This is a genomic window from Paenibacillus sp. BJ-4 (assembly GCF_020404765.1).
Lineage (GTDB): Bacteria > Bacillota > Bacilli > Paenibacillales > Paenibacillaceae > Paenibacillus.
On the sequence record NZ_JAIVEM010000014.1, the window covers coordinates 61,925 to 75,148 of the forward strand.

Consider the following 13,224-nt stretch of genomic DNA (forward strand, 5'->3'; position numbering starts at 1 on the left):
GTACTATGGCTAAGGGATTATTATTTGTGATATCCGGACCTTCGGGTGTTGGTAAAGGAACGGTAGGCAATGCGTTGCGTGAAAAACTGCCAGAAATAACCTACTCTGTTTCTGCTACAACTCGAGCGCCTCGTGCGGGTGAACAAGATGGAGTAAACTATTTTTTTAAAACGCGTGAAGAATTTTTAGGTATGATTGAGCGGGATGAGATGCTGGAGTATGCTGAGTATGTGGGCAATTATTACGGTACTCCACGTGAATTTGTGGATCAGACGCTTGCACAGGGTAAAGATATTTTTCTGGAAATTGAGGTTCAGGGAGCGCTAAAGGTCAAAGAGAAGTTTCCTGAAGGCATTTTCATTTTCCTGCTTCCACCTTCGCTGGATGAATTAAAGGACAGGATTCGGGGACGGGGTACAGAAACTCAGGCCACCATTGACCACCGCATGTCGGTAGCTGTGGATGAAATGAATCTGTTGCGTCACTATGATTATGCGGTTGTGAATGATGAGATTGATTTCGCTTGTAAACGAATAGAATCCATTATTATCGCCGAACATTGTAAGGTTCATCCATAAATCAGGACTTTACATATGCCAAGCGTACTTAAAGAGAAATAACACTGTATAAGCTGGGCTTGAAGGTGTACACTTGAGTACAGCTTATACAGTCCCAAAACTACATGAAGAGGTGTCTATTCGTGCTGTATCCTTCCATTGATGAAATGATGAAAAAGGTTGATAGTAAATATTCGCTGGTTGTAGCGGCTTCACGCCGGGCCAGACAGTTGCGCGAGGGTGAGAAGACGACTCTGAAGAGCCCTAAATCACACAAACAGGTTGGAATAGCGTTGGAAGAGATCTACGCAGATCATCTTCTGCTTGAAAGCGGCGAAGAATAAGAATTGTAGACAATCATTATAACCAGGCGCAATGCCAATTTCTTTGACAACCGCAAGGTTGTTATTTTTTTCGGTCAGGGGGAGTTAACGATGTTGAAGGGGAAAGTCATTATTCTTGGTATTACCGGCGGAATTGCTGCTTATAAAGGGGCTGCGCTGTGCAGTAAGTTGACGCAAAAGGGAGCCGACGTTCATGTGATTATGACAGCTTCCGCAAAGGAGTTTATTACCGAACTTACGTTGCAGTCGCTCTCTCGTAATCCGGTATACAGTGATACGTTTGATGAAAGAGAACCGTCCGTCGTATCCCATATCCATCTGGCAGATGCGGCCGATTTGGTGCTGGTTGCTCCTGCAACCGCCAATATCATCGGGAAAATGGCACATGGGCTTGCTGATGATATGCTGTCTACCACACTGCTGGTTACCACAGCTCCCATTATGGTGGCACCTGCGATGAATGTGCATATGTACACTCATCCGGCAGTCATGCAAAACATGGAGACGCTCGTCTCACGCGGCGTGAAGATGATTGAGCCTGGTGAAGGATTACTAGCTTGTGGTTATGTTGGCAAAGGTCGCTTGGAGGAGCCGGAAACGATCGTGCAAACCATAGAGCGCTTTTTTGAACAGCAAGGTCAGGATAATAAAGGCCAAAGCAAGTCTGAGCCACGGTGGTTTGGTGGAGAATCTACGAAAAGTCAAGCGCCCGAGTCGCTTGTGAACGAGAATAACAATGAGAATGAAAAGCTGCTTTCAGGCAGAAAAATTATCGTGACTGCTGGAGGTACGATCGAGAGAATTGATCCGGTGCGTTATATTACGAACGATTCCTCCGGCAAGATGGGCTTTGCCATTGCAAAAGTAGCTCAGGAGATGGGTGCAGAGGTACATCTGATCGCTGCAAATACCAGCGCAGAGCCGCCTTCAGGGATTTCGCTTGAAAGAGTTCAGTCCGCTGAAGACATGTATGATGCTGTGTTGGGACAATGGGAAGCGTGTGATATGGTCGTGATGGCTGCCGCGGTTGCAGATTATCGACCGCGTGAGGTGGCTCAGACCAAGATCAAGAAGAAAGATAGCGTTATTACTCTGGAGTTAGTGAAGAACGTCGATATTCTGGAATCACTCGGACGCAGCAAAAAACATCAATTTTTAGTTGGGTTTGCGGCAGAAACCGAAAATATGGAGACGTATGCGATAGATAAGCTGGAACGTAAAAATTGTGATCTGATCGCAGCAAACGATGTAACGGTTGAGGGGGCCGGCTTTGGCTCCGATAATAATGCTGTACAAATTTATGACCGTAGCGGGATGGTAGAGCGCATTCCTGTACAGTCAAAGGAAGAAGTTGCGCGTAAGTTGCTAACGTTAGCTGCGGGACGCATGGGTGGGGTGTTGCATTAATGGAGACAGGCAATTTAGTTGCCAAGGTCATTGTCGATGTACCTGCCAAGGATACGGACCGTACCTTCGATTATCTGATACCGGATTCAATGAGGCCTTGGATTGAGCCGGGTAGCCGGGTAGCTGTGCCGTTCGGTAAACGAACGGTGCAGGCTTTTGTCATTTCGGTAGTCCCTGCTAAGGAGCCGCCTAAATACCGGATGAGAGCGATTCAGGAGTTGCTGGATTTGGTACCGCCATTATCTCCCGATCTGGTAGAACTGGGGAAATGGATGAGTGAACGCTATGCCTGCAATCAAATCATGGCCCTGCAAGTGATGATTCCTACCGCGTTAAAGGGTAAAGCGGAGCGTTACATTTCTATTGCTGAACAGCATGCATATGCCAATGCCTCGCCTGTTCATGCTATGCAGGACCCAGATTCCAATACGCATTTACAGCGTAGCATGCAGCCAGATCAGGACGAAGAGCTCGAATGGGCTCTTCTGAGCGATGACGGTATGAGCGATCCGACGGAGCGTCGGATTGTTAGCTTTATTCAGGAGAAGGAGCAAGTCCCTTTGCAGCAGCTTAGTCGCCGTTTTCCCGAGGAGGCGGAGGTTATTAAAGGACTTTTACGCCGGGGAGTGCTTCAGGAAAGTCAGGTTATTAAAGACAAGCTCAGCAAAAAGACCATGAAATCCGTTGACTTGGCTATTAGTATAGACAAGGCTTCAGCAGCATTGGAGCAATTTTCTGCCAAAGCGCAGCGTCAGCGGGAGGTACTTGCTTTTTTGCTGGAACGTAGCGAGTTTCTGCCTCTGCCGCTGAAGGAAGTCCTGACCTCACTGAGTGTATCGGCTGCAACGGTCAAGGCGCTGGAGGATAAGGGCTATGTGATCCTGGAGGATGTGGAAGTGTTCCGCGACCCGTATCGGGGCAGACATTTTAAGCCTACAAAGCCGTTGCCCCTCACAGCAGAGCAACAGTTGGTGTACGAACGAATTATTCGCCAGCTGGACATGCGTGAGCAAGGCGCATATTTATTGCATGGAGTTACAGGGAGCGGTAAGACGGAAGTCTATTTACAGACGATTCAGCGTTGTATCCATCAGAATCGTCAAGCGATTGTACTCGTACCCGAAATATCGTTAACACCACAAATGGTAGAACGTTTCAAGGGACGGTTTGGCGATCAGGTGGCAGTAATGCACAGCAGGCTGTCCGGTGGGGAGCGTTACGATGAGTGGCGGAAGATACGCGAAGGTCGTGTGAAGGTGGCGATTGGCGCCCGCTCGGCAGTATTTGCGCCTTTTCGTGATCTTGGACTCATTATCATGGACGAGGAGCACGAAACGTCTTATAAACAGGAAGAGACACCCAAATACCATGCGAGGGATGTAGCTATTCGCAGAGCTCATCAGCATGGAGCCGTCGTCATCCTGGGATCGGCTACACCGTCCCTGGAAAGTTACTATGCCGCTCGTTCACAAAGCAATGACGAATTTGCACCGCTGCTGCTTGAAATGCCAACCCGCGCATTGGGGAACACGCTGCCTGAAGTTCATATCATGGATATGCGCGAGGAACTGCGTGCTGGCAACCGCTCCATGTTCAGCCGCGCGCTGCATCAAGGAATCGCAGAGCGGTTGGAGCGTAAGGAACAGACGGTATTGCTGTTGAATCGGCGCGGACATTCCACATTCGTTATGTGCCGCAGCTGCGGCTATGTAGCAGGTTGTCCGCATTGCGATATTTCGCTTACGTATCACCAGCGGTCGAACAATTTGCGTTGTCATTACTGTGGTTATTCTGAGCCTGTCCCGCAGCTTTGTCCGGAATGTGGCAGTGAGCATATTCGCTACTTCGGCACAGGGACTCAGCGAGTGGAAGAAGAGCTGGCAAAGCTGTTTCCCGGTATACGTGTTGTCCGAATGGATGTGGATACAACAACAGAAAAAAACGCCCATGAAAAGCTGCTCAAGCAGTTTCGTGATAAAAAAGCCGATGTGTTGCTCGGTACCCAAATGGTAGCCAAAGGACTGGATTTTCCTGATGTGACGCTGGTTGGGGTTATCACTGCGGACTCGGCTCTTAATTTACCGGATTTTCGGGCTGCAGAAAAGACATTCCAGTTGTTAACACAGGTAGCTGGACGTGCTGGAAGGCATCAATTGCCAGGTGAAGTATTCGTACAATCCTATACTCCAGAGCATTATTCAGTGATTCACGCAAGTCGTCACGATTATGCTTCTTTTGTCAGGGAAGAATTGAAACATCGCCGCAATTTGCACTATCCACCGTATTGTCGCCTTATTTTGGTAACCTTTTCCCATGAACAGCTTCCGGTACTGGTCCGGCTGGCTGAGAACTATTCGGCAACCCTGCAGGGGCGAGCGAGACAACGGGGCTGGTTCGGGAATATGGATCGGCTGACATCGGATGTACTTGACATTTTAGGGCCTGTAGCTTCACCGATCTCGAGAATCAAGAATAGATACCGATTTCAATGTATGGTAAAATGGCGTGGAAATATCGATGCGATTGGTCTGGCTCAGCAGGTAGCTGATGAAATGGCGGAATCCGCACAGGCCCAAAAGCTGCTGATTAGTCTGGATGTCGATCCGCAAATGCTAATGTAGAGCAACCTGCGCAAAACTTATCGGCACAATTAATGCGGACAAGCGGTCCGTACATAGGATAATATAGCAGTCGCGTTTGTGATCATACAATTAAGTCTAAATGAAGGATAAAGAGGAAGGTGTTCTGTTGTTATGTCAATTAGAATTATAGTGTTGGAGCCGGATGATGTACTGCACAAAGTAGCCAAGGAGATTACTAAAGTTACACCTAACGTGCAGAAGCTGCTCGACGATATGGCAGATACGATGTATGAAGCGGAGGGAGTAGGTCTTGCCGCTCCGCAAGTAGGTATTTTAAAGCGTCTGATCGTCGTGGATGCCGGAGATGAGCATGGTTTGATTAAAATGATCAATCCAGAAATCGTGGCAGAGGAAGGAGAGCAATTGGGTCCTGAAGGTTGCCTGAGTATTCCAGGTCTGAACGGGGACGTGCGTCGTGCCGAGAAGGTTACAGTCAAGGGACTGGACCGTGAGGGCAAGGCCATTACCGTTACAGCCACAGGATTGCTTTCTCGTGCTTTTCAGCATGAAATCGATCATTTGAATGGAGTTTTGTTCACAGATATTGCAGAAAAAGTATATGAGGTTGCACTGGAACAGCCAGGACCGAACCATCAGGCAGGGGAGTGAGGTTCGATGAGTCAAGATATTCGTATTATCTTTATGGGTACACCGGAGTTTGCTGTGCCTTCGCTGAACATGCTGCTGGACAACGGTTACAATGTGGTCGGTGTGATTACCCAGCCAGATAAGCCGCAGGGGCGTAAAAAAATATTAATGTCTACACCAGTCAAGGAAGCGGCGGAGAAGCGCGGATTACCCGTGCTTCAACCGACCCGCCTGCGTCAGCCGGAAGCGGTGGCTCAGGTGGCGGAGCTGCGTCCGGATCTGATCGTAACCGCAGCTTATGGGCAAATTTTGCCTAAGTCCGTATTGGACCTGCCCCGTTTCGGCTGCCTGAACGTGCATGGTTCGCTGCTTCCCCGTTATCGGGGAGGAGCACCGATTCAGCGTGCAATCATTAACGGTGAAACCGTTACGGGCGTGACACTGATGTATATGGCGGAAGGACTGGATACCGGTGATATGATATCACGGGTTGAGGTAGCTATTGAGCCGAAGGATACATCCGGTACGATCTTCCAGAAGCTGAGCGTGGCCGGAGCGAAGCTTTTACAGGGCGAACTGCCGAAGCTGCTGGCAGGACAATCGGAGCGTACACCGCAAAACGAGGATGAGGCTACCTATGCCCCGAACCTAAACCGCGACGATGAGCGTATTCCGTGGGGTGACAGTGCACAGCAAATATACAACCGGATTCGCGGGCTTGTTCCCTTTTCCGGCGCATTTACGCTGTGGGAAGAAAATGTGTTTAAAGTGTGGGCTGCTGAGCAGCCTTCCACTGAATGGGCTTCTATAAGTAATGAAGCTGACGTCTCCAATATTCCAGCGCCCGGAACGGTTCTTCAATTGAACGCCCGAGGCATTGAAGTACAGACAGGCAGCGGTACGATCTGGCTGACTCAGGTTCAACCGGCTGGGAAGAAGGTTATGGAAGCCGGGAACTTTGCACGCGGCGGACAAATGAAGCCAGGCGCGGTGCTCGTGTGAGCGGGGGACACTCCCGTCAGGGAGATCAAGGCAAGGTAGCGGCTGCCAGAGCTGGCAGGACCCGCAAACAAACGGCGCGGGAAGTTGCACTTGATGTGTTGACCGGGGTTGAGCAAGAGGGCGCATATAGCAACCTCGAATTAAATCGTCGGCTTCAGCAAGCAGACTTGTCCGCAAGTGATGCCGGCTTGGCGACAGAACTTGTGTACGGCACAGTCGCACGCCGTAATACACTGGATTATTATTTGAACAAATTTGTTCAAAAAGGAACGGCCAAGCTTCAGGCTTGGGTACGTTCACTACTGCGGATGAGTGTGTACCAGATTGTGTACCTGGATCGTATCCCGGATCATGCTGTCGTTAGTGAAGCCGTGACCATAGCCAAACGGCGCGGGCATCAGGGGATTTCGGGGATGGTCAATGGTGTGCTGCGCAGCATGCTGCGTGAGCCGGACAAGCTGCACATTCCTGAGGGATTGCCTGCTGAGGAGCGGATTTCGTTAGAACATTCCCATCCACAATGGCTGGTTAAGCGCTGGATTAAGCAATATGGTGTAGATACAGCGGAGGCTATCTGTCAGGCTAATAATGAGCCTCCTGCGGTCAGCGTACGGGTAAACACGACAATGATCAGCCGTGATCGGTTATTGGACGAGATGCTGGCAAAAGGGATGGATGCCGTTCCTTCGGCAGTTAGCCCTTACGGGATTGTCGTTCGCAGTGGTGGCAACATGGCGCTTACCTCCTGGTATACGGACGGTTTGTTGTCCGTTCAAGATGAAAGCTCTATGCTCGTTGCCGAAGCAGTCGAACCTGAGCCTGGCATGCTGGTACTGGATTGCTGTGCCGCTCCGGGCGGCAAAACAGCTCATATGGCTGAGCTGATGAAGGACCAAGGCCGGATTATCGCGAACGATCTGCATGCCCATAAGCATCATTTAATTCAGGAACAGGCTGATCGGCTGGGGCTGGAGGCCGTGGAGACGGTCACCGGCGATGCGCTGGAACTGAAAGAACGTTATGCTCCGGCTTCTTTTGACCGTATTTTGCTTGATGCGCCATGCTCCGGTTTTGGAGTCATTCGCCGTAAGCCTGATTTGCGTTGGAGTAAAACGGAGCAGGATGTGCGCGACATTACACAGCTTCAGCATGAGCTGCTGGACAGTGTAGCTGGACTCTTGAAGCCGGGCGGTATTCTGGTTTACAGCACATGTACGATTGAGCCTGACGAAAACGAAGGACAATTGACTCGGTTTTTAAGCGAGCACCCCGAATATGAATGGGCTGAAGGACATTCTTTCCCGGACGTGAGTCACGATACGAAGGATGCTCAGCCTGGCTCGTTGCAGCTGTTGCCACAGCATTTCCACAGTGACGGATTTTATATCGCGCGTCTGCGCCGGATAAAGTAGTTCGGAAGAGTATTCCAGGCAGTCGCCCACCAGTATTTCCACATTCCGCCGGACCTCTCCGGCGGTTTTTTGCATGAAGATGAAAAATTTTTATTCCCTCAGGGATTTGTGCTAAAATAGGAAGAATGAAAACACTGTCTAGATTAAAACAGAACTTAATGAAGAAGGAACGGGTGCAAACATTGATGAAACCTTTTATATATGATTTAACTCTGGAGGAGCTTCAGGACTGGGCCAAGAAAAATGGCGAGTCTGCTTTTCGTGGAGGACAAATTTTTGACTGGCTGTATGTGAAGCGGGTCAATGATTTCAGTGAGATGACGAATTTGTCAAAGGGATTGAGAGAAAAGCTTGCAGAGCAATTCAGCTTTGTGACGCTTCATGAGATTACAAAGCTGGAATCGAAAGACGGTACGGTGAAATTCCTGTTCGGTTTGCACGATGATCATGCCATTGAGACGGTTATTATGAGACACAACTACGGAAACAGTATTTGTGTAACGACTCAGGTGGGCTGTCGAATTGGATGTACTTTTTGTGCTTCGACGCTAGGGGGCCTCAAACGGAACCTGACGGCCGGAGAAATTACAGCACAGGTTGTGCAAGCACAGAAAATTTTGGATAAAACAAATGAACGAGTGAGCAGCATCGTGATTATGGGCTCGGGCGAGCCTTTTGAAAACTATGAAGCGACTATGACGTTTTTGCGCACGATGATTCATGAAAAGGGTCTGAATATTGGTCAACGTCATATCACGGTATCGACCAGTGGTATTGTACCGAATATTTATAAATTTGCAGACGAGGATACCCAGATTAATCTGGCAATATCCATTCATGCGCCTAATGATGCGCTTCGTTCAAAGCTGATGCCTGTTAATCGTCGCTATCCTTTTAACGATGTGATGGATGCGCTTCGTTACTATCTTGCCAAAACAGGACGGAGAATTTCGTTTGAATATGCCCTGATTGGTGGAGTAAACGACCAGGCAGAGCATGCAGAAGAGCTGGCGGATGTGTTGAAGGACATGCTGTGCCACGTCAATTTGATTCCGGTCAACCATGTGCCTGAGCGCAAGTATGTACGCACATCCCGCAGTGATATTTTCAATTTCCAGCGTATTCTTGCCGATAAAGGCATCAATGTGACGATCCGGCGTGAACAGGGTCACGATATCGCCGCTGCCTGCGGTCAGTTGCGTGCAAAGCATATGGAGTTGGGGTGAAACCATTTGATCAAAACAGTTCATGTCAGCCATGTCGGACGTGTACGTTCGGTGAATGAGGATTCTGCCTGGATCAGGCATTTGGAGCAAGGGTATATTCTTGGGATTGTTGCCGATGGGATGGGGGGGCACTTGGCCGGTGATACGGCCAGCCGCCTCGCGGTTGAGACACTTGCCGCTGATTTGGCGACGCTGGAGAGCGGATTATCTGCACATTCTTTGACCGCGGCGCTCAGCGACGCTATTTTGCATGCGAATGAAGTTATCTTCCAGACGGCTGCACGCAATGAGAAGTATCATAATATGGGAACGACAGTGGTGGCTGTTTTGCTAAACGATGCTTCCGGAATTATCGGACATATCGGAGACAGCCGGGCCTATGTGATATCCAAAGGGACGGTACGTCAGCTTACAGAAGACCATACTCTGGTTAATGAGCTATTCAAAAACGGTCAGATCAGCAAGGAAGAGCGGGAGAACCATCCCCGTCGCAATGTGCTGACACGTGCGCTAGGCACTGATTCCGAGGTGAAAGTCGATATTGACTCTATTACGCTGGGCAAAGGTGATGTGTTATTGCTGTGCAGTGACGGACTAAGCAATCTGGTGACGGAAGAACAAATCCGCAAGGTAGTAGGTGCCGCAGACAATCCTTTGGAAGAACGAGCGGATCGTCTGCTACATTTGGCGTTGCTTGCCGGAGGGGACGATAATATCACGGTAGCTTTGTTTGAATTGCCCGACGATACGGTTTCATTGAGTGAAAAGGGGTGTGACGCATGATCGGGCACCTGCTAGGGGGAAGATACGAAATTATAGAGCGCATCGGTGGCGGTGGTATGGCGCTGGTGTATAAGGCTCAAGACATTTTGCTGAATCGTAATGTAGCGGTTAAAGTGCTGCGTCAGCAATTTGTTCATGATGAGGAATTTATTCGCCGTTTCCGGCGTGAGGCACAGTCTGCCGCCTCGCTGTCCCATTCGAATGTAGTCAGTATTTATGATGTCGGCCAAGAGGATGAAATCCATTATATTGTCATGGAGTGCGTCGAAGGTAAAAATTTGAATGAGATTATTAAAGAACGTGCACCATTGCAGGTAGATGAAGCCGTGCGGATCGCTTCCCAGATTTGTGATGCACTGGAGCACGCACACCAAAATCAGATTATTCACCGGGACATTAAGCCCCATAATATATTGATTGGACGTAATGGGCGGGTTAAGGTAACGGATTTTGGGATTGCCAGAGCTGTTACGTCAACGACAATTACTCAGACGGGTTCTGTTGTGGGTTCTGTTCACTATTTTTCGCCTGAGCATGCAAAAGGTGTCGTCACTGGCGAGAAATCGGACTTATATTCTTTAGGTATTGTGTTATATCAAATGCTGACGGCACAGCTTCCTTTTTTGGGAGAAAGCCCAATCAGTGTAGCGCTCAAGCATTTGCAAGAGGAATTTGAGGAACCGCGCAAAATTAATCCGCTGATTCCGCAAAGCGTGGAAAATGTCATCCTAAAATCTATGCGCAAAAATCCGGAGGAACGCTATCAGTCGGCAGACGAAATGCTACGAGATTTGGAAACCTGTCTACTGCCGGGACGTCGCAATGAATCCAAGCTGGAATTTGCACATTTGGATGATGAGGATCAAACACGGGTTATTCCGGCGATCAAGCCTCAACAAATGGGGATATCTTCCAGTGGGGGCGATGTGACTGTTCAACCTCGTGAATCCGAACAGCTTCCAAGCAAGCAATCGTCCAAAAAAGGAAAGAAGAAGGCAATCCTGTGGATATCGGTTGTGCTTTTGCTGCTTCTTTGTATGGGTGGTGTGGTGTACTATGTGCAAAGTATGCTGGTCGTGCCTGATGTTGAAGTGCCGAATGTAGTGACCAAGACAGAGGATCAGGCCAAACTACTGATTAGTCAGGCAGGATTGTCCATCCAAACCCCGATTCAGCACGAGTATAAGGATGGGGTTGCGCCAGGAGTTGTATTCTATCAGAGCTACCCAGAGAAAACGGTGGTTAAAAAAGGGACGATTATTGAACTGAAAGTCGGGATCGCCAAGCCGCTTACTCCAATGCCGGATGTTAAGGGTCAAAGCTACGAGAATGCAGTTAAGCTGCTAATCGCTCAGCAAATTAAGGAGACGCAGATTCAGCAAAATGAGCAGTTCAGTGATGAGGCCGCAGGAACCGTCCTCAGTCAGACACCAGCTGCAAATGAGCCTTTTGATAAGGATTCGGTTCAAGTAGTCCTTACGGTCAGCAAAGGTGCGAACACTGTAAAAATGCCAAATTTGGTGGGCATGACGCAGAACGAGGCTGAAAATGAGGTTAAAAAGAAAGGGCTGAAGGTTGGCTCGATCAAAGAGGAATATAGCTATGAGCAGGAAAAAGGTAAAGTAACCAAACAGTGGCCGTCAGAGGCAGGCAGTGATTTGCCTCCAAATACGGAAATTACGATTTATGTAAGCACCGGTTACCCGCCAGAAGCGATTACGCTGCCATTCAATGTGCCTGTTGCACCGAAGGAAGAGGGCAAAAATAGCAAAATTCGTATCACTTATACGGATGCACGTGGAGAAAATCAGGAATGGGGAAGCCGTACGATTAATACGACGCAGGTGTTTACTATTAATTTGCTAATGGCTCCGAACAAAGACAGTGTTGTCTCCGTATTTAGAGACGGTGCCTTTGTTGATACGTATCCTGTCTCTTATATTGATGCGAAAAATGGAACGGTAACGATGCCTCAAATTGCTCCGCCTGCCGGAACGGCACCAACGGATACTTCTGGTGACGATTCTTCGCAGGATGGCAGTGGAAGTGGCGGGGAAGGGAATAACGGAGAACCTTCTAATGATAGTGGAGGCGACTCGAACAATCCGGATGGTACCGGAGGGAATGGAGAGCCTTCTGCCTTTGCTCCTGGAACAGGCTCCACCGGAGTAACCAGCAGTGAGTTGGCGGTTAGTCATAATAACAAATCGGATAAGGGGAAGGATTTCCGTAAAAAGAATGGGAAAGTAATTGAGGCCGTGCAGTATCAGTAAACTTGCCGAGGAAGGTACTGTTCTTGTTACAAGCAATGAAACTTAAGCATTATGAAGGAGGACGTCTTACACATGCCTGAAGGTCTGATCGTCAAGGCACTCAGCGGATATTATTATGTCTCCAGCCTGGATCAGGATGGGCGCCCGGTATCCGGCGAAGCTACAGTACAATGCAGAGCACGCGGCATTTTTAAGAAAAAAGAGATTACGCCTCTTGTCGGCGATCAGGTGGTTTACGAACTGACTGAGAACGGGGAAGGTATGGTCACAGAAATTAGAAAGCGTGTGACGGAGCTTATCCGCCCGCCGGTGGCTAATACCACGCTTGCCGTGCTGTTGTTTTCCCTGCGTGAGCCGGACTTGAATCTGCCCCTGTTGGATAAATTTTTGGTGCATATTGAGCACGCCGGACTGGATACGATTATCTGTCTGACCAAGCGCGATTTGTATGAAGGCAGTCCTTCGGAGGATGATACGGTTCTGGCCGTTCAGGAAATATATCGGAAGATCGGTTATGAGGTGCTGGTGACCAGCGCCCGTACCGGGGAAGGTACGGCTGAGCTTAAGAAGCTGCTGGCTGGTCAAATTAGCGTGTTCTCCGGGCAGTCAGGTGTAGGGAAGTCTTCCATGCTTAATGCGCTGCAGCCGGGGCTAACGCTTGAGACGAGCGCTATTAGCAATAAGCTGGGACGAGGAAAACATACGACTCGCCATGTGGAGCTGATCCCTCTGGACAACGGCGGCTTTGTAGCTGATACACCGGGTTTTAGCCAACTGGATTTTTTGGAGCTGGGTGTGGATGAATTATCCCCCTGTTTTCGTGAATTCCAGCAGTATGCGGAGGGTTGTAAATTTCGTGGCTGCACCCATATTCACGAGCCCGGCTGTAAAGTAAGAGAGGCTGTGGAAGATAGAGATATCTCGCAGGTGCGGTATGACAGCTACTTGCAGTTCTACCAGGAACTAAAAGAAAAAAAACGGAGGTATTGA

11 protein-coding genes are annotated in these 13,224 nt (G+C 49.1%); all 11 read left to right on the forward strand.

All coding sequences use genetic code 11. The features are described from left to right. Positions 1 to 5 precede the first annotated feature (5 nt). The 11 genes from gmk to rsgA all read left to right on the forward strand — a co-directional run bounded on the left by gmk (position 6) and on the right by rsgA (position 13,224). On the forward strand, positions 6 to 578 hold the full coding sequence (gene gmk / locus LCF57_RS04350) for a guanylate kinase (protein ID WP_225999610.1): 573 nt from the start codon (positions 6 to 8) through the stop codon (positions 576 to 578). Between the two features lie 122 nt (positions 579 to 700). Beyond that, the gene (rpoZ, locus tag LCF57_RS04355; protein WP_025720130.1) at positions 701 to 901 is read left to right on the forward strand and encodes a DNA-directed RNA polymerase subunit omega; all 201 of its coding nucleotides are present in this window, start codon (positions 701 to 703) and stop codon (positions 899 to 901) included. Between the two features lie 90 nt (positions 902 to 991). Further along, complete coding sequence (coaBC, locus tag LCF57_RS04360) at positions 992 to 2,308, forward strand: bifunctional phosphopantothenoylcysteine decarboxylase/phosphopantothenate--cysteine ligase CoaBC (protein WP_225999611.1); 1,317 nt, start codon at positions 992 to 994, stop codon at positions 2,306 to 2,308. After that, complete coding sequence (gene priA, locus LCF57_RS04365) at positions 2,308 to 4,929, forward strand: primosomal protein N' (protein WP_225999612.1); 2,622 nt, start codon at positions 2,308 to 2,310, stop codon at positions 4,927 to 4,929. The genes coaBC and priA overlap by 1 nt, the downstream gene beginning before the upstream one ends. Before the next feature lie 132 nt (positions 4,930 to 5,061). After that, entirely contained in the window at positions 5,062 to 5,559 is a 498-nt protein-coding gene (def, locus tag LCF57_RS04370) for a peptide deformylase (protein WP_225999613.1), read from the forward strand. 6 nt (positions 5,560 to 5,565) lie between these two features. Further along, entirely contained in the window at positions 5,566 to 6,540 is a 975-nt protein-coding gene (gene fmt / locus LCF57_RS04375) for a methionyl-tRNA formyltransferase (RefSeq protein ID WP_225999614.1), read from the forward strand. Beyond that, positions 6,537 to 7,952, forward strand: coding sequence for a 16S rRNA (cytosine(967)-C(5))-methyltransferase RsmB (gene rsmB / locus LCF57_RS04380; protein ID WP_225999615.1), 1,416 nt, complete (start codon positions 6,537 to 6,539; stop codon positions 7,950 to 7,952). The genes fmt and rsmB overlap by 4 nt, the downstream gene beginning before the upstream one ends. Before the next feature lie 185 nt (positions 7,953 to 8,137). After that, entirely contained in the window at positions 8,138 to 9,178 is a 1,041-nt protein-coding gene (gene rlmN / locus LCF57_RS04385; protein ID WP_225999616.1) for a 23S rRNA (adenine(2503)-C(2))-methyltransferase RlmN, read from the forward strand. Positions 9,179 to 9,184: 6 nt separating this feature from the next. Then, entirely contained in the window at positions 9,185 to 9,961 is a 777-nt protein-coding gene (locus LCF57_RS04390) for a Stp1/IreP family PP2C-type Ser/Thr phosphatase (protein WP_225999617.1), read from the forward strand. Continuing rightward, on the forward strand, positions 9,958 to 12,234 hold the full coding sequence (gene pknB, locus LCF57_RS04395; protein WP_225999618.1) for a Stk1 family PASTA domain-containing Ser/Thr kinase: 2,277 nt from the start codon (positions 9,958 to 9,960) through the stop codon (positions 12,232 to 12,234). Before LCF57_RS04390 ends, pknB begins: the two co-directional genes overlap by 4 nt. Before the next feature lie 72 nt (positions 12,235 to 12,306). Beyond that, positions 12,307 to 13,224 (forward strand): ribosome small subunit-dependent GTPase A, encoded by a 918-nt coding sequence (gene rsgA / locus LCF57_RS04400; RefSeq protein ID WP_225999619.1) that lies wholly within the window; start codon positions 12,307 to 12,309, stop codon positions 13,222 to 13,224.